The organism is Alteriqipengyuania lutimaris, from assembly GCF_003363135.1.
Lineage (GTDB): Bacteria > Pseudomonadota > Alphaproteobacteria > Sphingomonadales > Sphingomonadaceae > Alteriqipengyuania > Alteriqipengyuania lutimaris.
Genome location: NZ_QRBB01000001.1, coordinates 850,105 through 870,803, shown reverse-complemented (window position 1 = coordinate 870,803; position 20,699 = coordinate 850,105). Strand labels below are relative to the sequence as shown.

Below are 20,699 nucleotides of genomic sequence, written 5' to 3'. Positions count from 1 at the left end.
TGGGCCGTAAGAACGTAAACCTGTGTTAAGTTTGCTTTCAGGGAACCCGGTTTTCCGCGCTTGGTTCCCGAAAACACGCCATCGGCCGGTGGGACTGTCCGAGCCTCAGAGCGCAAAGAGCCAGATCAGCGTCACCGAGCCGACCACGATGCGGTACCAGGCGAAAGGCGCAAAGCCGCGCTTGCTGACATAGGCGACGAAGGCGCGGACCACGACCAGCGCGACGAGAAAGCTCGCAAAGAAGCCGAGCGCGATGTGGGTCCAGCCGATCGCGGCGGTGCCCGCCAGCAGCTCGGGCTCCTGAAAGATCTTGACCACCGATGCGCCGAGCATGGTCGGTACCGCGAGGAAGAAGGAGAACTCGGCCGCGGTCTTGCGGCCCACGCCCATCGCCAGCGCGCCCATGATCGTCGCGCCCGAGCGGCTGGTGCCGGGAATCATCGCAAGGCACTGGACGAAGCCGATGCCGATCGCGGTCTTCCACGAAAGCGTTTCCACCCCCTGCTCCTCGCGCGTCGGAATCGCCTTTTCGAGCACGAGGATCGCGATCCCGCCGATGATCAGCGCGGTTGCGACCACCGCCGGGCTTTCGAGCATGGCGTCGATCACGTCGAGGATCAGCAGGCCGATCACCGCCGCGGGCAGGAAGGCGAGCAGGATGTTGCGGACGAACATGATCGATGCCCGCTCGCCCCGCAGAAGCCCCATGCCCATCGTCCAGAAGGTTTTGAAATAGGTCACCACGACCGCCAGGATCGCGCCCAGCTGGATGATGATATTGTACTGGCGCCAGACGGCGGGATCGTAGCCGAACCACGCCTGGGCGAGGATCAGGTGCCCGGTCGATGAAACGGGGAGGAATTCGGTCAGCCCTTCGAGGATGCCGAGCAGGATTGCGGTGACGATGGTGTCCATGGCCAGCGCTCAAAGCGAAGGGGCCGCGCAAGTCAACCTTGCACGGCCCCCGAATGCCATTCCGGCAGGCTTTTACGGCCTTACCAGATGCTGATGCGCTCTTCCGGCGGCAGATAGAGATCGTCCTGCGGGGTCACGTTGAACGCCTCGTACCAGGCGTCCATGTTGCGCACGACGCCGTTGACCCGGAACTCCTCCGGGCTGTGCGGGTCGGTCAGCAGACGCTGGCGCGCGGCCTCTTCGCGCTGCTGGCTGCGCCACACCTGCGCCCACGCGAGGAAGAAGCGCTGGTCGCCGGTGAGGCCGTCGATCACCTTGTCTTCCTTGCCATTGAGGCTGAGCTTGTAGGCGCGGTAGGCGAGGCTCAGGCCGCCAAGGTCGCCGATATTCTCGCCCAGCGTGAGGCGGCCGTTGACGCAGGTCTCGCCATCGCCGAGCGGGCAGAAGCCGTTGTACTGCTCCACCAGCGCATTGCCGCGTTCGTCGAAGGCCGCGCGGTCGGCGTCGGTCCACCAGTTGCGCAGCATGCCGGTGCCATCGGACTTGGAGCCCTGGTCGTCGAAGCCGTGGCCCATTTCGTGTCCGATCACGCCGCCGATCCCGCCGTAGTTGACCGCCGGATCGTTGGTCAGTGCGAAGAACGGCTGCTGCAGGATCGCCGCCGGGAAGACGATCTCGTTCTTGGTCGGGTTGTAATAGGCGTTGACCGTCTGGGGCAGCATGAACCACTCGGTCCGATCGATCGGGCCGCCGAGCTTGGAAAGGCTGTCCTGCCACTGCCAGCGCGCCGCGGCCATCCGGTTCGCGATCGGATCGCCAGGGGTGATCTCCAGCCCTTCGTAGGTTTCCAGATTGTCGCGATAGCCGATCTTCGGATCGAAGGCGTCGAGCTTGGCCAGCGCCTCTTCCTTGGTCTCTTCACCCATCCAGTCGATGTCGCCGATCGATTCGCGCAGCGCGACCCGCAGGTTCGCGACCAGTTCTTCCATCGCGGCCTTGTTCTCGGCCGGGAAATACTCGGCGGCGTAGGACTTGCCGAGCAGTTCGCCGAGCAGGCCTTCGGATTCACCGATCGCGCGCTTCCAGCGCGGGCGCTGTTCGGGCGTGCCCTGCAGCGTCTTGCCGTAGAATTCGAAGTCCGCTTCGTCGAAGCGCGAAGGCAGGACCGAGGCGTTGTTCTCGAGGAATTCCTTGATCGTCCAGGCCTGCAGCATTTCCACCGGAGTATCGGCGATCAGCGCCATCATCGCAGGGGTGCCGCCGCCGATCTTGTCGAGCGTTTCCTGCGTCAGGCCAAGCTCCTCGACCTCTTCGAGGCTCGGCGGGAGATCGCCGACGATGAAACGGTCGGTCTCGGCAAAGCCGCTCGCGGTCAGGAGCGCGGTGAGCGGAAAGGCGCCCGACAATTCGCCCAGCTCGACCGGGGTCAGCGCGTTGTAGGTCAGGTCGCGGTTGCGACGGGTCGCGCGATCCCACGAGACGGTCCGCGCGATCTGGTCTTCGAAATCATAGACCGACTGCGCCATCGCGGCGGGATCGTCGTACCCGGCCTCGGTCATCAGGAAGGTGAGGTATTCGCGATACTTCGCCTGGATCTCGCGGCCCTTCTCGCTCTCGTCGAGATAGTAGTCGCGATCGGGCAGGCCGAGGCCACCCGAACCAATATAGACCGAATAGCGCGTCGGTTCCTTGGAATCGACGTTCACGCCCCCGCCCAGCGGCGAGGAATAGCCCGGCGTGCCCCACAGCGTGGCGAGTTCGGCAAGCGTGCCGGCGTCGCGGATCTTGTCGAGATAAGGCTGCGCCTGCGCGAGGCCGGCGGCGTCGATAGCGTCGGTGTCGTAGTAGGAATTATAGGCATCGACGATCCGCTTCTCGTCCCCGGTCAGCTGCGATGCGGGCTTCGCCAGCAGGCTATCGACCAGCGTCTTCACATCGCTCGTCGATTTCTCGCGCAGCAGGTTGAACGCGCCGAAGCGGCTGTATTCGGGCGGCAGCGGGTTCGCGTCGAGCCACTCCTGGTTGACGTAGGCGAAGAAGTCGTCGCCCGGATCGATGCTGTCGGACAGCAACGCGGTATCGACGCCCCATTCGCCGAAGCTCATCGTGGGGGTCTGGGCCGCGCCCTCGTCTGCGGCGCCGTCCTGGAGCAGGAATTCGGTTTCGCCCGCCGCGTGATCGTGCGCGAGAGCGGGTGCGGCGAGAGACAGCGCGACGGCGCTGGCGGTGGTGGCAAGGATGGTGCGGATCATGATTGTCCCCTGTGTTCAAACATTTGCAATATCGCCGCCCACGATGAACGGCCGATTACGCGCGATATTGCCATAGACTTTCAGACCGCCAAAGCATCGACGCCCGTCGGGCCGGCTATGTCGCTCGTCGATCAGAATCGCGTTCAGGCGGCACCGTTTTCGGGCGCCTCGGCGAACTGGAGCTTCGCGAGCCGCGCATAGAGGCCACCGCGTGCCAGCAATTCGTCATGCGTGCCCTGCTGCACGATCCGCCCGCCATCCATCACCACGATCCGGTCCGCCTCGCGCACGGTCGCCAGCCGGTGCGCGATGACGAGCGTGGTGCGCCCGCGCATCACCCGGGCCAGCGCATCCTGTACCAGCCGCTCGCTCTGCGCGTCGAGCGCGCTGGTCGCCTCGTCGAGCAGCAGGATAGGCGCGTCGCGCAGGATGGCCCGCGCGATCGCCATGCGCTGCTGCTGCCCGCCCGAGAGGCGGGTGCCGTCCTCGCCGAGGTCGGTGTCGAGGCCGTGGGGCAGGTTCTCGATGAACTCGCCGGCATTGGCGAGCTTCGCGGCCTCCCAGATCTCCTCGTCGCTCGCGTCCCAGCGGCCGTAGCGCAGATTGTCGCGCGCATTGGCGGAGAACAGCGTCCCCGCCTGCGGCACATAGGCGATCCGCTCGCGGATGTCCGCCGGATCGGCGCTGGGCAAGGCGATGCCGTCGATCCGGATCGTGCCTTCGAGCGGGTCGTAGAAGCGCTGGGCGAGGAGGAAGAGCGTCGACTTGCCCGCGCCCGAGGGCCCGACCAGCGCGACCGTTTCGCCCGGCTGCACCTCGAGCGTGAGGTCTTCGAGCACGCGCTCGCCGGGCCGCGTCGGGTAGGCGAAACCGACATTGCGGAAGGAGAGGCTGCCTCGGGCGGGCACGGGCAGCGGCTGCGGCTTGGCCGGGGGCGCGATCTGCGGCTCTGCACGGAGCAGCTCGGCCAGCCGGTCCGCCGCGCCCGCGCCGCGCAGAAGATCGCCATAGACCTCGGTCAGCGCGCCGAAAGCGCCCGCAACGAACACGCCGGTCAGCACGAAGGAGCCGATCGTTCCGCCGGTGATCGTCCCTTCGGCCACGCCCACCGCTCCGCGCCACATCAGCAGCACGAGGGCGCCGAAGCCCAATGTGATGACCACCCCGGTCATCATCGAGCGGATCAGGATACGGCGGCGCGCGGTATCGAAAATCCGCTCCACCGCGCCCGCGAACCGCTCGTGCTCGCGCCGTTCCTGGGTAAAGGCCTGGACGATCTCCATGGCCGAGAGCGTCTCGGTGATAAGCGAGCCCACGTCCGCCACCCGGTCCTGGCTCGCGCGGCTGACCGAACGCAGGCGGCGGGCGAACAGGGTGACCGGCACGATGATCGCGGGGATCGCGATGGCGAGCATGATCGTGAGCCGGGGCGCGAGCACGAACAGGTAGATCGTCCCGCCGCCCGCGATCAGCACGTTGCGCAGCGCGACCGACAGCGTGGTGCCGACCACCTGTTCGATGATCGCGGTGTCGCTCGTCAGTCGGCTCGAAATCTCCTTGGGGCTGTTCGCCTCGTAGAAGCCGGGCTCCTGGCGCAGCAGGTTGCGCTGCACCTTCAGCCGCAGGTTCGCGACCACCCGCTCCCCCAGCCAGCTGACGAAATAGAATCGCAGCGCGGTGCCCAGTGCCAGCACGCACACGATCAGGAAGAGGTAGCGGAACCAGCGCGCGATCGAGCCCGGATCGCCTCCATCGGCGAAGCCGCGGTCGATCACCAGTTGTAGCGCGGCGGGAATCGCCAGGGTCGCGGCAGCGGTGATCACCAGCGCCAGCAGCGCATAGGCGACCTTGTCCGGATAGCTGAAGGCCTCGCGAAAGATCAGCCGCAGCGGCGCGAGCGAACGCGCGTTGTCGGCTTCGGCGGCGTCCTTTGCGGCGCCCTTCGACAAGGCTTTGCGCCTGCGCCGTGCGGATGTCTGATGTTCGCGATCCATGGGGCTTTGCGCCTAGCGCCACGGGCCGGGGAAATCCACGGCCAAGGACCCGCAATCCACCTTGTGCATTGCACAATGATGGCAAGAAGAGCAGGTAATGCCCACATTGCCCTTGCCGCCCCCTGCCGGCGACGTCACGTCAAGAGGTCTGCTTTGCTTTATCACGCCTACGAACTCCAGGCCGCCTGGCTCAACAGTGCCAGCGCGATGGCCTCGATCGGCTCCGAATGGCTCACCAATCCGCGCAATCCGATGGCCTATGCCGGCATCGGCCCGATCGCGGGCTCAGCGCTTGAGGTCTTCGCTCATGCCACCATTCGTCGCGGCAAGCCGGAGTTCGACATCGAGAGCGTGCGAGTCGGCGGCAAGGACCACGCGGTGTCCGAAACGCTGGTGCTGCACCGCGCCTTCGGCGACCTGAAGCGGTTCCGCCGCGCCGACCTGCCCGAAGATGCGCCCGCCGTGCTGATCGTCGCCCCGATGAGCGGACATTTCGCGACCCTGCTGCGTGGCACGGTGGAGCGGATGGTCGAGAATTCCGAAGTCTTCATCACCGACTGGCACGACGCGCGCGACGTCCCGCTGAGCGAAGGGCGTTTCGACCTCGACGACTATATCGATTATCTCGTCGAATTCCTGCAGGTGATTGCGGAGCGGAACGAGGGGCGGCCTGCGCACATGGTCGCGGTCTGCCAGCCGTCGGTCCCGGCGCTCGCCGCGACCGCGCTGATGAACGGGGCGAAGGACAAGGCTGCGCCCAGGACGCTGACCATGATGGGCGGGCCGATCGACACGCGCGAAAGCCCGACCACGGTCAACGATGTCGCGATGAAGCGGCCCTTGAGCTGGTTCAAGCAGAACGTGATCGCGACCGTGCCTGCCCAGTATTCGGGCGCGGGCCGCCGCGTCTATCCCGGCTTCATGCAGCTCGCCAGCTTCATGAGCATGAACCTGGGCGCGCACATGCTGAGCCATTACGAGATGTTCAAGCACCTCGTCGAAGGCGACGACGACAGCGCGCAGATGACCAAGGATTTCTACGACGAATATCGCTCGGTCTGCGACATGACGGCCGAATTCTACCTCCAGACGGTGGAGGAGGTGTTCCAGGAACACTCGCTGCCCAACAACAGCTTCGAACATCGCGGAACGGTGATCGATCTCGGCGACATCAAACAGACCGCGCTGCTGGCGGTCGAGGGCGAGCGCGACGATATTTCGGGCATCGGCCAGACCAAGGCCGCGCTGCCGCTGGCGCGCAACCTGTCCGAGGACAAGAAACGCTACTACCTCGCCAGGGATGCCGGGCATTACGGCATCTTCAACGGCAGCAAGTGGCGCACCAAGGTCGCGCCGGTGATCGAGGAGTTCATGGAAACCCACGGCTAGGCACGCCCTGCCCACCGGGTCGCGTCAGGTCTGCGTCAGGGCGCGCCGGGTTCTCGCGCGCGCCTGCGCAGCAGCCCGCGCACGGCGCGCCCGACCACGACGATCAGCACGATGCTGAGCACCAGCAGCGCGGCGGCGATCACGGCGGCGGCGACCGGATTGGCGAATGCCAGCGCCAGCAATCCGACGGTGGCGACATCTTCCGCAGCAGAGACCGCCACGTTGCTCACCGGCTCGGGGCTGGTGTTCACCGCCGCCCGCGCGCTCGCCTTGCCCGCATGCGCGGCGAAGGCGGCACCTCCGCCCAGCAGGAAGGCGATCACCTGCCACGCCGGATCGCCCGGATCGACGATCGCCAAAGCCAACAGCGCGCCGCCGACGGGCCGAATCAGCGAGTGGACACCGTCCCACACGCTATCGAGCCACATCACCTTGTCGGCAAGGAACTCCATCACCGTTCCGACCGCGGCAATGCCGAGCACCCACGGATTGGCGAGCACGTCGAGCATCTGCAACTGCTCGGGCAGCGGCACCCAGCCGCTGCGCATCGCGATGCCGGTGATCAGGACCGTCGCATAGAGCCGCCAGCCCGACAGCAGGCTGACGCTGCCGGCAAGGCCGAGGAGTTCGATGATGCCCACACAGCGCCCCTTTCAAAGATCGTTGCCGCAACAAAGCTAAGGGTCTTTTACCGCTATCGGTTACGAATACGCAACGCGCGCAGAACACCTCTCGCAATGGGGGCGGACGGTCCCCTCAAGAAGGAGACACCCGTGAAAAGACGCCACATCGTCTATGCAGCCTCTTTGATGATCACGAATTGCGCCCTTGCTTCTGCGGCGAGCGCCCAGGCCGACAATTTCCAGCTCTATAATCAGGCTTTTCTGATGTGCCAGGATGGCAACAACCTGGGATATCCGGATTTTGCGATCTGCGTTGCCGAAACCTATCAAAACCTTTTGCAGCCTCCGACCTCGCCAGGGTGCGGTGGGGGAATCTGCGTCCCCGACGGTACACCGCCTACCCCGCCTACCCCCGGTCTGCCCGGCTGCAACTCCGCGGAGACCCGCCTCTGCAACGTGTGAGCGTTGCGCGCGGCACAAATTGAAAAGAGCGGCCCTCCGGAACCCGGAGGGCCGCTCTTTGCCATGGCAAATCTACGTGAGCGTCACAGGACCTCGAAGATGCCCGCCGCGCCCATGCCGCCGCCGACGCACATAGTGACGCAGACATACTTCGCACCGCGACGCTTGCCTTCGATCAGCGCGTGGCCGACGCAGCGTGCGCCCGTCATGCCGTAGGGGTGGCCGATCGAGATCGAGCCGCCGTTGACGTTGAGATCTTCGTCGGGGATGCCGAGCTTGTCGCGGCAGTAGAGCACCTGCACCGCGAAGGCTTCGTTCAGCTCCCACAGGCCGATATCGCTCATCTTCAGGCCGGTGCGTTCGAGCACCGCGGGAATCGCGAAGACCGGGCCGATGCCCATCTCGTCGGGCTCGGTGCCCGCGACCGCCATGCCGACATAGCGGCCGAGCGGGGTCAGGCCGCGCTTTTCGGCGAGCTTTTCGTCCATCAGGATGCTGGCCGACGAACCGTCGGACAGCTGGCTGGCATTGCCCGCGGTGATCGTGGTGTCGGGGCCGAGCACGGGGTTGAGCGAGGCGAGCCCTTCGAGCTTGGTGTCGGGGCGGTTGCCCTCGTCCTTGGCGACCGTGACTTCCTTCTCGGACACCTCGCCGGTTTCCTTGTCCTTCACCTTCATGGTGACGGTGACGGGCACGATCTCGTCGTCGAACTTGCCCGCTTCCTGCGCGGCCGCAGTGCGCTGCTGCGAGCGGAGCGCGTATTCGTCCTGGTCTTCGCGGCTGATGCCATAGCGCTGGGCGACCGTCTCGGCCGTCTGCAGCATCGGCATGTAGATCGCGCCGTGCATCGCCATCAGCTCGGGATCGGGCATCACGCGCATTTCGGGGGTCTGGACGAGGCTGATCGATTCCTGCCCGCCCGCGGCGACGATATCCATGTTGTCGACCATGATCTGCTTCGCGCCGGTGGCGATCGCCATCAGGCCCGAGGAGCACTGGCGGTCGATCGTCATACCCGAAACGCCGATCGGGCAGCCCGAGCGCAGCGCGACCTGGCGTCCGAGGTTGCCCGCCTGCGCACCCTGCTGGAGCGCGGCGCCCCACACGACGTCGTTGATCTCGCCGGCGTCGATCCCGGCGCGCTCGATCGCCGGGGCGAGCGAGTAGGAGCCGAGCGTGGCGCCCTTGGTGTTGTTGAAGCCGCCCTTGTAGGCGCGGCCGATGGCGGTGCGTGCGGTGGAAACGATAACTGCGCTGCGCATAACGTGAACTCCTCGAAACTGAACTTCCCCCTCCTCTTCAGGGGAGGGGCAGCGAGACTTGGGTTTGCGAAGCAAGCCCTAGTCGCAGCGGGGAGGGGCTGACCCGCGTTGCGCGGGCATCCCCCACCCCTCGATCCCCTCCCCCGAAGGAGAGGGGAGGAATTTTAGACGAAGAACATCGTCATCCATTCGCAGATCAGGGCGGGCTTTTCCTCGCCTTCGATCTCGATCGTGATCTCGACCGTCTGCTGCCACTGGCCGGGGCGCTTCTCGGTCATTTCGAGCAGCTTCCAGTGCCCGCGGATCTTCTTGCCGCTCTTCACCGGGTTGATGAAGCGCGTCTTGTTGCCGCCGTAGTTGACGGCCATCTTGATCCCGTCGGGCTTGGGCAGGTCTGCCTCGGCGCTGAGATAGGGAATCATCGACAGCGTCAGGAAGCCGTGGGCGATAGTGCCGCCGAACGGCGTCATCTTGGCCGCTTCCTCGTTCACATGGATGAACTGGTGATCGCCGGTCGCTTCCGCGAACTGGTTGATCCGTTCCTGGCTGATCTCGACCCAGGGGCTGGTGCCGATCTGTTCGCCGACCTTTGCAGCGATATCCTGCGGGCTCATGCGCGCCTCTCCTTTGCTTGGATTTGTGCCCGCTCCATGCCGGATGCCGGGCGCTAGCGCAATGGAGCGGGGCCTGTCGCTACGGCATCGGGCGCGGCGGCGCGGCGCTGGGCCGCCAGCCGCTCTCCCACCGTCGCCGCGCGCGGCGAATCAAAGCGCCTGGCATAGATCGCGAGCGCGATCTGGAGCCCCGCCAGCATCATGATGAAGGGCTGCCACGCGATCCCCTGGAACAGCGCGCCGACGAGGTAGATCAGCTGCGCATATTGCAGCGCGATGGCCAGATGGCCGAGCCATTCGAGCCGCAGATCGCCGCGCTTGCGCATCTTGCGACGCAGGCGTTCCATGCTGACGAGCCCGATCGCCTGCAACAGCAGCCATGCGCCCAGCCCCGGCCAGCCCTGCTCGCCCAGCATTTCGAAGATCGCCGAGTGATAGGCGCGGCCCTCGTCGGTCACCTTCTCGAACCGGGTTGAGGTCATGTTGCCCTCCCCCGTGGTCTGCGGCATGCGATAGGTGAAGCTGTTGGCGCGGTAGGCTTCGAACCCGCCGCCCAGCGGTTTTTCCTCCACGTAGTCGAGCGTCCATTGCCACACCGCGACGCGGGTGGATGCGCTTTCGTCCTCCTCCGCCGTCATCATCGTGGCCATGCGATCCGCGTAGCTTTGCGGCAGGAAGGGAAAAGCCGCGACGCAGAGCACCACGCCGCCGACGATCACCAGCAGCTTGTGCCTGCTTTCGCGCAGGGCCAGCAGGCCGAGCATCGCGATGCACACCAGGCCCGTGCGCGCCTCGGTCCCAACGGGAATGAGCAGGCACGCGCCACCGAGGCCGAGCGCGAACAGCTTGACCAGGATACCGGGCGGAAAGATCGTGCCGTGGCGGGTGAACCAGAACAGCAGCGGGATGATCGCGATCGCGACCGTCGAGAGCGTGCTGCTTTCGTAGAGCCCGTAGTTCTCGTTCACGAACAGCGAGAGGCTGTCGTAGCCGCCCCCGCCCAGCACGGTCTTGATCCCGCCCGAAATGATGATCGCCCCGACCGTCAGCACCATCACCAGCGCGGCGGTTTCGAAGCGCAGTCTGGTGGTGACGGTGAAGGGCAGGAAGATCGCGAAGACCATCGTCTTCCACACCCAGTCCCACTTGTTCGCGGCCGGTTCGGCGAACTGCGCGCCCTGCAGGGTGTAGAATGCCCAGACGACGAGGAACAGCATGATGCCCTGCCGGAAGGTGAAGGTAGGGCGGGTCTTCTTGTCGAGCGCGAGCCACCCGCCGAAGGCTGCCGCGAAGGCGATCAGCGACAGCGGAACCCCGGTAATCGGGCCGAAGCCGATCTTCTGCGGGATCAGGATGTCGACATAGAGATAGAGACACACCCACAGGAACGGGCGCTTGAGCCCGAAGAGCAGGAAGAGGCCGAAAAAGCCGAGCAGGAACAGGTCGGTCATGGCGCGCCGCGCCCGCCGTCTGCTCCGGGCCCGGGATCGCCGTCCGGCTCGTCCAGCAGCGGATCCTCGTCCAGATCGTCGCGCAGCATCAGGCGGTATCCCGCGAGCACCAGCAGGCCGTGGATCGAAACGAGGACGATCATGTCGATCACGGCTGGTATGGTCCCCGTTCGGCAAAGGTTGGGCCGCGCGACACATCGCGGGCCATCGTGCCCGATGCGCTAGCAGCGCGGAGTTGACGCGGCGTTAAGTACGCCTGCGCTAGGCCATCGGGCGACATGCGCGTTCTCCACGTCCTCGATCACTCGCTGCCGATGCACAGCGGCTACGCCTTTCGCACCCGCGCGATCATGCGGGCGCAACTGGCCGACGGGCTCGACGTGCGCGCTCTGACGGGGCTGCGGCATACGGCCGATGGGCCGGAGGATGATGTCTGCGAGGGCCTGCGCTTCCATCGCACCGCCGGCACGGCAAGCGGCCCGCCGGGCCTTCACGAATGGCGCGAGGTGCGCGCGCAGGCCGACGCGATCGAGCGGCTGGCGCGCGACTGGCGTCCCGACGTGCTCCACGCGCATTCGCCCGCGCTGTGCGGCCTCGCCGCGATTCGGGCGGGCAAGCGACTCGGCATTCCGGTGGTCTACGAAATCCGCGCCTTCTGGGAAGATGCGGCGGTCGGCAACGGGACCGGCACCGAAGGCTCGCCCAAATACCGACTGACGCGCGCGCTCGAAAACCATGTCGTGGCCGGGGCCGACGCCGTCTTCACGATCTGCGAGGGGTTGCGGCAGGACCTGGTCGAGCGCGGGTTCGCGCCCGACAAGATCGGCCTCTCGCCCAATGCGGTAGACATGGCGCAGTTCGGAACGCCCGCACCGCGCGACGCCGCGCTGGCCGCGAAGCTCGGCGTGGGGGATGGCCCCGTGATCGGCTTCATCGGCAGCTTCTATCCCTACGAGGGGCTCGACGACCTGATCGACGCCCTCCCGCTTCTGCGCCGCCGCCATCCGGACACGACACTGCTGCTGGTCGGCGGCGGGCCCGAAGACGCGGCGCTGCGCGCGCAGGCCGCCGCGTCGCCCGACCGCGGGCGAATCGTCTTTACCGGGCGTGTCCCGCACGACGAGGTTGCGAAGTATTACGCGCTCGTCGACATCCTCGCCTTTCCGCGCAAGCGCAGCCGCCTGACCGAGCTGGTCACGCCGCTCAAGCCGCTCGAGGCGATGGCGCAGGGTCGGATCGTCGCCGCTTCGGATGTCGGCGGCCATCGCGAACTGATCGACCATGAAGAGACCGGCGTGCTCTTCCCCGCCGACGATTCGCAGGGGCTGGCGCACATGCTCGCCAACATGCTCGACGACACGGATTCGCTGCCCGCGATGCGCGAACGCGCGCGCCGTTTCGTCGCTGCCAGCCGCGACTGGCAGATAAACAGCCGTCTTTATCTCGACGTTTACCATCTCCTGCTACCGAATCGGACGGATCGGTCGCGTGAAAGCGCGGCGTGGATGCCCCAACGCGTCCACGCCCGCCACAGCGGCCGATCCTGAAGAAGGCCGATTGAAGGAAGCCGTCGTGGCGGAACACGCCCCTGAAGAGACCCAAACCGGTGCCGACCGGCTGATCGCGAGCGCGGTGTTCCCCGTGCTTGTCGCGGCGTGGTTCGCGGCGCTGCTGGGCGCGGGATTCCTGTTCCTGCCGCCGGTGCTGTTCGATGCGCTGTTCGGGGAGCTTGCAATCCCGGGCGTGCAGACCCGCCTTGCCGTTGCGGTGGGTGCCGCAGGCGTGGGCCTGCTGCTGGGGCTGTTCATCGCGAATCGCGTGCGCAGCGATCAGCCGGTCGATGTCGCCCCCGCCAAGCCGCGCAGATCGAAGCGCGATGCCCGTCCCCCGCTCGACGTGCGCGCCGCGCTCGGCCTGCCGCCCGAGGACGACGACGAGGACGAGCGTGCACCCGCACCCGAGCCGACACCCCAGCCGACAGCGGCCGACGAGATCGAATACGAATTGTCGGACGAGCATCTCGATACGGGCGAAGACCCGGTCGTTAGCCTCAAGGCCCCGATCGACGACCCCCATTTCGCCTCTGCATGGAGCGACGCCGAGGCAACCGCATTCCCGGTTGAACCCGAGGCGAGCGACGTGCAGTTCGATATCGAACCCGCAGAGCAGACGCGCGATCCCTTCGCGCTGCTTGGCGGCGACGAGGAATTCGTAGCGAATCGCACGCTCGAGCACCGGAGCGACGAGCCGGACATGCCCGCCTGGCACGCCAGGACCTCTCGCTACAATCCCTTCGCGGACCATCTTCTTCCGGAAGATGGGCCCGAAGAGGAGGAGCCCGAAGACATTCAGCCTGCGGTTTTGCGCGACTCGCCGCAAGCGCGCTGCGCCAACCACGTCGAACGCTCTTCATTCGAGAAAACCCCCGATGAGGGGGAGCACAAGCAGCGCTGCGCACGCTTCGTCCCGCCCGCGCCTCCGCCTCCACCCCCGGCCTGGCCCGAACCGCGCGCGCAGGAACCTGCGCTGAGCGATCTGGGCGTTGCCGAACTGGTGGAGCGACTGGCCCGCGCCCTGCAGCACGAGAACGGGCGGCAGGACCGCGACCGGCCCCGGAGGCGCACTTCGCCCGAGATGTCCCCGGCGCGTTCGGGCCAGCATCGCCATGACAGCGCGCTGTCGCAGATGCCCCCGCCTGCGCGCGATGTCGATCAGGCCCTGCGCTCCGCGCTCGACCGCCTCGCGCGGCTGGACGACGTCGCGTAACCGTCCCGACTAGAGGACAGCCGCCCAGTCGATCGGGCCGCGCCCGCTACGCTCCAGAAATTCGTTCGCGCGGCTGAAGGGCTTCGATCCGAAGAAGCCGCGATGCGCCGAGAGCGGGCTGGGATGCGGCGATCGGATCACGAGGTGCCGCGTCGGCTCGGCCAGTTCGCCGATCCGCGCCGCCTTCTTCTGCGCATGGCTGCCCCACAGGACGAACACCGCGGGCTGATCGCGCCGTGCCACCGCCGCGACGCAGGCATCGGTGATCGCGTCCCACCCGCGCCCCGTATGGCTGCCCGCCTGCCCGGCCTCGACCGTCAGCGTGTTGTTGAGGAGCAGCACGCCCTGACGTGCCCACGCAGTAAGATCACCCGAAGCGGGCACGGCGATGCCGCAATCCTGCGCCAGTTCCTTGTATATGTTCCTGAGCGAGGGCGGCGGCGGCACGCCCTCGGGCACCGAAAAGCTCAGCCCCATGGCCTGCCCCGGCCCATGATAGGGGTCCTGCCCCAGGATCACCACCTTCACATCGTCCGGCGGCGTCAGCTCGAGCGCGCGCAACCGGCTCCCTTCGGGCGGGTAGATCGCCTTGCCCGCATCGCTTTCGGCCCGCAGCCAGCCGCCCAGCCGACGCGCCTCGGGCGTTGCGAGAACCGGTTCGAGAACGGCCTGCCAGCCTGGCGGGAGGTCTGTGCCCATGGGCCCTCGCTATTGCGTGCGGAGCGCGCGCGCCAGATGCCCTTTCCCTCTTTCCCCAATCGGCCTAGGTGCGTGTCGTGTTTGGTGACGGTGCCAGCCCTCTCCCCCCGCCCAGCCACCCGATAGGATGCCCGCTACCGTGCCGGGTGCCAGGGCAGGCGACTGGCGGGGGAGAGGGCTGGCACCGCAAGAAGCAAGGACATTCATGGCCGTATATTTCCACGAAGAAGACCTGCCCGCGGGCGTGCTCGCCGAAGGCACGCCGCTTGCCGTCGATACCGAGACGATGGGCCTCGTCACCCACCGCGACCGCCTCTGCCTCGTCCAGATCAGTGACGGCCAGGGCGACGAGCACCTGGTCCGCTTCGGCGTCGACAGCACCTTCGATGCGCCCAACCTCAAGGCCGTGCTGGCCGATCCGGGCCGGATCAAGCTGTACCATTTCGCGCGCTTCGATCTCGCCGCGATCGAACACTGGCTGGGCGTCACCGCCGCGCCCGTGTTCTGCACCAAGATCGCGAGCAAGCTGACGCGCACCTATACCGATCGCCACGGGCTCAAGATGCTGGTCAACGAACTGCTGGGCGAGGATATTTCCAAGCAGCAGCAAAGCTCGGACTGGGGAGCGCCCGTCATCAACGATGCGCAGCGCGAATATGCCGCGTCGGACGTGCGCTTCCTCCACCGGATGCGCGACATTTTCGAGGAACGGCTGCTGCGCGAAGGGCGTATGGAAATCGCGCAGGCCTGTTTCGATTTCCTCCCCACGCGCGCGCGCCTCGACCTGGCAGGCTGGCCGAACGCCGACATCTTCAGCCACGAGTAAGGGCGTTGCAACCACGAGTGAGGCCATGACCAGCGAATACGTGGAAGAAACCAGCGCCGCACAGCGCCAGCGCCGCGGGCGCCAGCGCCAGGCCGCGCCCGGGGGTTTCCACGATCGTCTGATCAGGATCCTCGCTATCGGCCTGCCGATGGCGACGGGTGCGATCGTCGCCTTCCTCGTGCTCACGCCGCTCTCCCCGCGCAGCGAGGTGTCCTTCATCCTCGACCGCGACAAAGTGGAACAGATCGACGAACGCCTGCGCATCGACAGCGCGACCTATCGCGGGTCGGACAATGAGGGCCGCCCCTTCTCGCTCAGCGCGGACGAGGCGGTGCAGCGATCGAGCGCGGAAGGCATCGTGCGGCTGGAAGACGTGGTCGCGCGCATCCTGCTGCAGGACGGCCCGGCGCGGATCGCGGCAGAGGGCGGCGCCTACGACATTTCGGAAGAACTCCTCGACGTGAACGGCCCGGTGATGCTGCGCGCGGCGGATGGCTATAGCCTGACCGCGCGCGGCGTCTCGGTGAACCTGCGCGAACAGCTGCTGCTGGGCGAGGACGGCGTGTCGGGCGCGGTCCCGGCGGGCACCTTCTCGGCCGACAGCCTGCGCGTCGACCTCGACAGCCGGACGATTACGCTTGACGGCAATGCCCGCCTGCGCATGGTTCCCGGCGCATTGGAAAGCATGGAATGACGCACCCCCGCACCCGCAACAATTTCCGCCTCGCGCTGCGCTCCGGCTTCGCCGGTTTGGCGCTCGCGGCGTGCACCTTCGCCGGGCTCCAGCTGCACGCGCAGGCGATCGCGGGCCACAATTCGAACGCTCCCGTCAATTACGCCGCCAACCGGATCGAGCTGCAGGATCGCGAGAATCGCGTCGTGCTGTCCGGCAATGTCCGGATCGATCAGGACAACCTGCGGATGACCGCCGGGCGCACGATCGTCGACTATTCGGACGCGGGCTCGCTCAGCATCCAGCGGATTTCGGCCACCGGCGGCGTCACCGTGACGCGCGGGAACGAGAGCGCGCGCGGCAGCGTGGCGGTCTACGATTTCAACCGCCGCGTAATCACGATGACGGGCGACGTCCGCCTCCAGCGCGGAGGCGATACGCTCAATGGCGGGCGGCTGACGATCGACCTGCGCTCGGGCCTGTCGAGCATCGACGGCGGCGCAAGCGGCTCCTCGTCCGACGGAGGCCGCGTGACCGGCTCCTTCTCCGTCCCGCAGGATTAAGTTGTAGGGCTACGGCTCCAGCCCACACCCCCACCCGGCCAACCCACAATACTACCGATGGGTTGGCCGGGTGGGGGTGTGGGCGGCACCGCCTCATCTGGAAAACTAACGCGAAGCGGCGCGCGCGATCGAGGCGATTTCCTGCGACAGCAGCAATTCGGCCTGCTGGCTGTTGGCGAGCAGCGCCTGATGGAGTGCGGTCAGCCGCGAGACCAGCCGGTCGAGCCGCTTGCCCCGCCAGATCCGCAACTGCTCGGCCAGATCGCGCTCGTCCTTGAAGAAAATGCGCCGCGCGCGCTTCTGCGACTCGACGAAGGACGCGACATCCTCGCCCGGGCGCATCCGCGCCGATAGCTGGGCGAGCTGCGCCGCGCGCCGCTCGAACGCCAGCGCCACGCCGACCGGATTGAGCGACAGCGTCTGAAGCCGCGCCAGCTCTTCGGGCAGGCGCTTTGCATGGCCGCCCAGCGCGGCGTTGACCAGCGGCATGAAGCCGTCCTCCTCGCTCGACGCGCCGATCGCGTCCCACGCGGCAAGGTCCGCGGTTTTGGGCGAATCGGGCGCGGCATCGAGAAACAGCGCCAGCTTCTCCACCTCGGCTTCGGCCAGCCGCCGGTCGAGGCCCGAGCCCCGCGCGATCCGCTGAGCGAGGTCTCCGCCCAGCCGCAGCCCCGAACGGTCGGCAAGATCGCGCACGGTCTCCGCCATGTCGCGCAGGTTGGGGGGGTAGAACATCGCGACCAGCGTGCCGCCCGCGCCCGCGACCAGCTTCGCGGTGCGCGATTTGTCGGTGGCGCTGGTCGCGACGACCAGTACCGGGCAGGCCTCGCCCTCGGCTTCGAAGTGGAGCTTGAGCGCATCATGCGCTTCCTCGCCATTGGCGCGCACGAGGATGTGGCGCGCGTCGCCGAACAGGGAGGAGGATCGCGCCTCGTCCGCCAGCAGCACGGGATCGCGCCGCAGGTCCGCGCCCGCCATGTCGATCCGCTCGCCCGGGTTTTCGAGCCCGCTCACGATCCGGGCGGCGGCGGCGGAGGCCGCGCTTTCGTCGGGCCCGCAGAAGAAGAAGGTGTGGCACTCGCGCGCCGCCTGCCCGGCCATCCGGCCGAAGCTGTTCTGGTTCGCCTTGAGGGACGGGCTCTTGGCCATTTTGCGGGCCCCGGCGCTCAGTTGCGCTGGCGCAGCGCCAGCGACACCCGGGTCACGATCTGGTCCGCGACCACCTGCGCCAGCCGTTCGGCCGCCGCGCGCTCGGCCGCGATGGTCGCATAGTCGCTCGATACGACATCGATCCCCGAATCGGAGCCTGCCGTGGCGTCGAGCACGATCGCCCCGCTCGACAGGTCGACCAGCTGGTAGCGGGCGCGCAGCACCCGCCGCTCGCGCGTCACGGTCTCGTCGCTCAGCAGGCCGAGGCTCTGGAGGCTTTCGTCGAGCTGTACGTCTAGGCGGTAGCGCGGCGCGGCATCGCCCTGGCGCAGCGAGACGCGGTCCTCCAGCGCGGTGGAGACCAGCCAGCCGGTGCGCCCCTCGATCGGAGCGACCTCGACCGCGGACAGGTCCGCGACCGCGCCCGAGCCGCTGGCCCCGGCGTAGATCGGCTGGAGACCGCAGGCCGGAAGCGCGAGCGCGCAGAGCAGGACGAAAACGAATCGCATCAGGTGACGATATTCACCAGCCGGTCCGGCACCACAATGACCTTGCGGATTTCCGCCCCGTCGAGACTGCGCTGAACCTTCTCGCTCGCCAGCGCCATTTCCTCGAGCGCTTCCTTCGACGCGCCCTTGGGCGCGGTCAGCGTGTCACGCAGCTTGCCCTTGTGCTGGACGGCGATGGTGACTTCGTCCTCGACCAGCAGCGCCGGTTCGTGCTCGGGCCAGTCGGCCTGTGCGATCAGGCCCTCCCCCCCCGCGCGATCCCATGCTTCTTCGGCAAGATGCGGCATCATCGGCGAGACCAGCTTGGTCAGCGTCAGGATCGCATCGCGCCGGTCGGCGCTCGGGCTTGCCTTCTCGATCGCACCGGTCAGTTCGTAGAGGCGGGCGACCGCCTTGTTGAACGACAGCGCCTCGATATCCTCCGCCACCGCGACGATCGCCTTGTGCGTCCTGCGGCGCAGGTCGAGGTCCTCGCCATCCTGCGAAGCGTCGGAGGCTTCGGAGACCAGCCGCCAGATGCGCTGGACGAAGCGTGCGCAGCCCTCGATCCCGCTTTCGGACCACGGCAGGTCGCGCTCGGGCGGGCTGTCGGACAGCATGAACCAGCGGACCGCGTCGGCCCCGTATTGCGCGATGATCGTATCGGGATCGACCACGTTGCGCTTGGACTTCGACATCTTGACCACGCGCCCGACGCTGACCGGGAAGCCATCTTCCTTCAGCACCGCGGCCTTTGCGTCCCGCTCGACCTCGTCGGGCGCGAAATAGACCACGCGCCCGCTTTCGGGCTCGCGTCGGTAATAGGTCTCGTGCGTAACCATCCCTTGCGTGAACAGGCTGGCGAAGGGTTCGGTGAAGTCGATCTGGCCGATGCGGGCCAGCGCGCGGGTCCAGAAACGGGCGTAGAGCAGGTGCAGGATCGCATGCTCGATCCCGCCGATATACTGCTCGACCGGCAGCCAGGCGTTGACCTCGGCCGGGTCGAACGGACGGTCGGCGGGCTGGCTGGCGAAGCGCAGGAAGTACCAGCTCGAATCGACGAAGGTGTCGAGCGTGTCGGTCTCGCGGACCGCATCGCCGCTGCATTTGGGGCAGGCGACGTGCTTCCAGCTTTCGTGCCGCACCAGCGGATTGCCTGGCGTCTTGAAGTCGACATCCTCGGGCAGGGTCACGGGCAGGTCGGCCTTGGGCACGGGCACCACGCCGCAAGCCTCGCAATGGACGAAGGGAATCGGCGTGCCCCAGTAACGCTGGCGCGAGACGCCCCAGTCGCGCAGGCGCCATACGGTCTTGCCCTCGCCCCAGCCGTCGGCCTCGGCCATGGCGATCACCTTCGCCTTGGCGTCGGCGGCGGCCATCCCGTCGAGCGGGCCGGAATTGACCATGATCCCGTCGCCCGGTTCCGCCCCGGTGCCCATCGGGCGGTCGGCGTCCGATGGCTTGGAGCCGACCACACGGATGATCGGCAGGTGGTATTTGCGCGCGAATTCGTAGTCGCGCTGGTCGTGGCCCGGCACGCCCATCACGGCCCCGGTGCCATAATCCATCAGCACGAAATTGGCGATGTAGAGCGGCAGGTCGGTGTCTTCGAGCAGCGGGTGGGCCGCGGTGATCGGGGTGAGATAACCCTTCTTCTCCGCCGTTTCGAGATCGGCCGCGGTCGTCCCGCCGCGCTTGCATTCCTCGATGAAGGCGGCGGCGTCCGCGTCGTTCTCGGCCACTTCGCGCGCGATCGGGTGATCGGCGGCGACGGCCACGAAGCTCGCGCCGTAGATCGTGTCGGGCCGGGTCGAATAGACCGGCAGCCGCTCGCCACTGGAGAGGTCGAAGGAGAATTCGAGGCCCCGGCTCTTGCCGATCCAGTTCTCCTGCATCAGCCGGACCTTGTCGGGCCACTGGTCGAGATCGCCCAGCCCGTCGAGCAGTTCGGGCGCGAAGTCGGTGATCTTGAGGAACCACTGCGCGAGCTTGCGCTTCTCCACCAGCGCGTTCGAGCGCCAGCCGCGCCCGTCGATCACCTGTTCGTTGGCCAGCACGGTCTGGTCGACGGGGTCCCAGTTGACCTCGCTTTCCTTGCGATAGACGAGGCCCGCTTCGTACAGGTCGATGAACAGCGCCTGCTCGTGGCCGTAATAGTCGGGCTCGCAGGTGGCGAGTTCGCGGCTCCAGTCGAGCGCGAAGCCGAGGCGCTTCAGCTGCGCCTTCATCGATTCGATGTTTTCGCGGGTCCACTTGCCGGGATGGACGCCCTTTTCCATCGCCGCGTTTTCCGCCGGCATGCCGAAGGCGTCCCAGCCCATCGGGTGCAAGACCTCATGGCCGCGCATTGTCTTGTAGCGCGCGAGCACGTCGCCCATCGTGTAATTTCGCACGTGGCCGATATGGATGCGCCCCGACGGGTAGGGGAACATCTCGAGCACGTAGCTCTTTGGCTTGTCGCTCGCGCTGTCGGCGCGGAAGCACTGCGCCTCGTCCCAGGCCTTCTGCCAGCGGCCATCTGCCTGGGACGGATCGAACCGCGTATCGTTCATGCTCGGGTCTTTATGAGAAAT

The 20,699-nt window shown here is 67.0% G+C and carries 19 protein-coding genes; 7 read left to right on the top strand and 12 right to left on the bottom strand.

The annotated features are described in order from the left end of the window. Positions 1–105: 105 nt before the first annotated feature. From DL238_RS04245 to DL238_RS04235, 3 genes are all read right to left on the bottom strand, one after another. Entirely contained in the window at positions 106–915 is an 810-nt protein-coding gene (locus tag DL238_RS04245) for an undecaprenyl-diphosphate phosphatase (RefSeq protein WP_115491120.1), read from the bottom strand. A gap of 80 nt (positions 916–995) precedes the next feature. Then, positions 996–3,167 carry a M13 family metallopeptidase gene (locus DL238_RS04240; protein ID WP_115491119.1) on the bottom strand — a complete coding sequence of 724 codons (2,172 nt, stop codon included), beginning with the start codon at positions 3,165–3,167 and terminating at the stop codon, positions 996–998. 143 nt (positions 3,168–3,310) lie between these two features. Beyond that, positions 3,311–5,161 carry an ABC transporter transmembrane domain-containing protein gene (locus DL238_RS04235; RefSeq protein WP_234030956.1) on the bottom strand — a complete coding sequence of 617 codons (1,851 nt, stop codon included), beginning with the start codon at positions 5,159–5,161 and terminating at the stop codon, positions 3,311–3,313. A gap of 153 nt (positions 5,162–5,314) precedes the next feature. Between DL238_RS04235 and DL238_RS04230 the strand changes: the two genes are divergently transcribed. After that, complete coding sequence (locus tag DL238_RS04230) at positions 5,315–6,550, top strand: polyhydroxyalkanoate depolymerase (RefSeq protein WP_115491118.1); 1,236 nt, start codon at positions 5,315–5,317, stop codon at positions 6,548–6,550. 35 nt (positions 6,551–6,585) lie between these two features. On the opposite strand, the gene DL238_RS04225 is transcribed toward DL238_RS04230, so the two are convergent. Further along, positions 6,586–7,191, bottom strand: coding sequence for a DUF4126 domain-containing protein (locus DL238_RS04225; RefSeq protein WP_115491117.1), 606 nt, complete (start codon positions 7,189–7,191; stop codon positions 6,586–6,588). 132 nt (positions 7,192–7,323) lie between these two features. Between DL238_RS04225 and DL238_RS04220 the strand changes: the two genes are divergently transcribed. Beyond that, positions 7,324–7,635 carry a hypothetical protein gene (locus tag DL238_RS04220; protein WP_147290989.1) on the top strand — a complete coding sequence of 104 codons (312 nt, stop codon included), beginning with the start codon at positions 7,324–7,326 and terminating at the stop codon, positions 7,633–7,635. Positions 7,636–7,718: 83 nt separating this feature from the next. Here the strand turns inward: DL238_RS04220 and DL238_RS04215 are convergent, their stop codons facing one another. The 4 genes from DL238_RS04215 to DL238_RS16020 all read right to left on the bottom strand — a co-directional run bounded on the left by DL238_RS04215 (position 7,719) and on the right by DL238_RS16020 (position 11,105). Continuing rightward, positions 7,719–8,897 carry an acetyl-CoA C-acyltransferase gene (locus DL238_RS04215; RefSeq protein ID WP_115491115.1) on the bottom strand — a complete coding sequence of 393 codons (1,179 nt, stop codon included), beginning with the start codon at positions 8,895–8,897 and terminating at the stop codon, positions 7,719–7,721. A 164-nt stretch (positions 8,898–9,061) separates the two neighbouring features. Then, the gene (locus DL238_RS04210; RefSeq protein ID WP_115491114.1) at positions 9,062–9,511 is read right to left on the bottom strand and encodes a MaoC family dehydratase; all 450 of its coding nucleotides are present in this window, start codon (positions 9,509–9,511) and stop codon (positions 9,062–9,064) included. 53 nt (positions 9,512–9,564) lie between these two features. Continuing rightward, positions 9,565–10,962 (bottom strand): DUF5935 domain-containing protein, encoded by a 1,398-nt coding sequence (locus DL238_RS04205; protein WP_115491113.1) that lies wholly within the window; start codon positions 10,960–10,962, stop codon positions 9,565–9,567. After that, positions 10,959–11,105, bottom strand: a complete 147-nt coding sequence (locus tag DL238_RS16020) for a hypothetical protein (RefSeq protein ID WP_181883953.1) — start codon at positions 11,103–11,105, stop codon at positions 10,959–10,961. Before DL238_RS16020 ends, DL238_RS04205 begins: the two co-directional genes overlap by 4 nt. 135 nt (positions 11,106–11,240) lie before the next feature. Between DL238_RS16020 and DL238_RS04200 the strand changes: the two genes are divergently transcribed. Together DL238_RS04200 and DL238_RS04195 are read left to right on the top strand one after the other, a co-directional pair. After that, complete coding sequence (locus DL238_RS04200; RefSeq protein ID WP_115491112.1) at positions 11,241–12,509, top strand: TIGR04063 family PEP-CTERM/XrtA system glycosyltransferase; 1,269 nt, start codon at positions 11,241–11,243, stop codon at positions 12,507–12,509. Between the two features lie 25 nt (positions 12,510–12,534). Further along, complete coding sequence (locus tag DL238_RS04195) at positions 12,535–13,728, top strand: hypothetical protein (RefSeq protein ID WP_147290988.1); 1,194 nt, start codon at positions 12,535–12,537, stop codon at positions 13,726–13,728. A gap of 9 nt (positions 13,729–13,737) precedes the next feature. Here DL238_RS04195 and DL238_RS04190 read toward each other — a convergent pair whose 3' ends face one another. Continuing rightward, positions 13,738–14,427, bottom strand: a complete 690-nt coding sequence (locus DL238_RS04190) for a uracil-DNA glycosylase (RefSeq protein ID WP_115491110.1) — start codon at positions 14,425–14,427, stop codon at positions 13,738–13,740. 205 nt (positions 14,428–14,632) lie between these two features. On the opposite strand from DL238_RS04190, the gene DL238_RS04185 reads away from it, so the two are divergent. Genes DL238_RS04185 through DL238_RS04175 form a run of 3 tightly spaced genes read left to right on the top strand, consistent with a single transcriptional unit; the run spans position 14,633 to position 16,489 of the window. Beyond that, complete coding sequence (locus tag DL238_RS04185) at positions 14,633–15,253, top strand: ribonuclease D (RefSeq protein WP_115491109.1); 621 nt, start codon at positions 14,633–14,635, stop codon at positions 15,251–15,253. Between the two features lie 25 nt (positions 15,254–15,278). Beyond that, a complete protein-coding gene (lptC, locus tag DL238_RS04180) occupies positions 15,279–15,947 on the top strand; it encodes an LPS export ABC transporter periplasmic protein LptC (protein WP_115491108.1) in 669 nt (222 codons plus the stop codon). Further along, complete coding sequence (locus DL238_RS04175; RefSeq protein WP_115491107.1) at positions 15,944–16,489, top strand: LptA/OstA family protein; 546 nt, start codon at positions 15,944–15,946, stop codon at positions 16,487–16,489. The genes lptC and DL238_RS04175 overlap by 4 nt, the downstream gene beginning before the upstream one ends. 105 nt (positions 16,490–16,594) lie before the next feature. Here the strand turns inward: DL238_RS04175 and DL238_RS04170 are convergent, their stop codons facing one another. From DL238_RS04170 to leuS, 3 genes are read right to left on the bottom strand one after another with little or no spacing between them, the layout of a single operon-like run. Continuing rightward, on the bottom strand, positions 16,595–17,638 hold the full coding sequence (locus DL238_RS04170) for a DNA polymerase III subunit delta (RefSeq protein WP_115491106.1): 1,044 nt from the start codon (positions 17,636–17,638) through the stop codon (positions 16,595–16,597). 17 nt (positions 17,639–17,655) lie between these two features. Beyond that, positions 17,656–18,147 (bottom strand): LPS assembly lipoprotein LptE, encoded by a 492-nt coding sequence (gene lptE / locus DL238_RS04165; RefSeq protein ID WP_115491105.1) that lies wholly within the window; start codon positions 18,145–18,147, stop codon positions 17,656–17,658. Next, a complete protein-coding gene (leuS, locus tag DL238_RS04160; protein ID WP_115491104.1) occupies positions 18,147–20,678 on the bottom strand; it encodes a leucine--tRNA ligase in 2,532 nt (843 codons plus the stop codon). Before leuS ends, lptE begins: the two co-directional genes overlap by 1 nt. Positions 20,679–20,699 lie beyond the last annotated feature (21 nt).

Excerpts from the sequence above, each read along its gene's own strand:
- DL238_RS04185 (WP_115491109.1), top strand. The coding sequence starts at position 14,633 with ATGGCCGTATATTTCCACGAAGAAGACCTGCCCGCGGGCGTGCTCGCC.
- DL238_RS04235 (WP_234030956.1), bottom strand. The coding sequence starts at position 5,161 with ATGGATCGCGAACATCAGACATCCGCACGGCGCAGGCGCAAAGCCTTG.
- lptC (WP_115491108.1), top strand. The coding sequence starts at position 15,279 with ATGACCAGCGAATACGTGGAAGAAACCAGCGCCGCACAGCGCCAGCGC.
- DL238_RS04205 (WP_115491113.1), bottom strand. The coding sequence starts at position 10,962 with ATGACCGACCTGTTCCTGCTCGGCTTTTTCGGCCTCTTCCTGCTCTTC.
- lptE (WP_115491105.1), bottom strand. The coding sequence starts at position 18,147 with ATGCGATTCGTTTTCGTCCTGCTCTGCGCGCTCGCGCTTCCGGCCTGC.
- DL238_RS04240 (WP_115491119.1), bottom strand. The coding sequence starts at position 3,167 with ATGATCCGCACCATCCTTGCCACCACCGCCAGCGCCGTCGCGCTGTCT.
- DL238_RS04200 (WP_115491112.1), top strand. The coding sequence starts at position 11,241 with ATGCGCGTTCTCCACGTCCTCGATCACTCGCTGCCGATGCACAGCGGC.
- DL238_RS04215 (WP_115491115.1), bottom strand. The coding sequence starts at position 8,897 with ATGCGCAGCGCAGTTATCGTTTCCACCGCACGCACCGCCATCGGCCGC.
- DL238_RS16020 (WP_181883953.1), bottom strand. The coding sequence starts at position 11,105 with ATGATCGTCCTCGTTTCGATCCACGGCCTGCTGGTGCTCGCGGGATAC.
- DL238_RS04175 (WP_115491107.1), top strand. The coding sequence starts at position 15,944 with ATGACGCACCCCCGCACCCGCAACAATTTCCGCCTCGCGCTGCGCTCC.
- DL238_RS04190 (WP_115491110.1), bottom strand. The coding sequence starts at position 14,427 with ATGGGCACAGACCTCCCGCCAGGCTGGCAGGCCGTTCTCGAACCGGTT.
- DL238_RS04210 (WP_115491114.1), bottom strand. The coding sequence starts at position 9,511 with ATGAGCCCGCAGGATATCGCTGCAAAGGTCGGCGAACAGATCGGCACC.
- leuS (WP_115491104.1), bottom strand. The coding sequence starts at position 20,678 with ATGAACGATACGCGGTTCGATCCGTCCCAGGCAGATGGCCGCTGGCAG.
- DL238_RS04170 (WP_115491106.1), bottom strand. The coding sequence starts at position 17,638 with ATGGCCAAGAGCCCGTCCCTCAAGGCGAACCAGAACAGCTTCGGCCGG.
- DL238_RS04245 (WP_115491120.1), bottom strand. The coding sequence starts at position 915 with ATGGACACCATCGTCACCGCAATCCTGCTCGGCATCCTCGAAGGGCTG.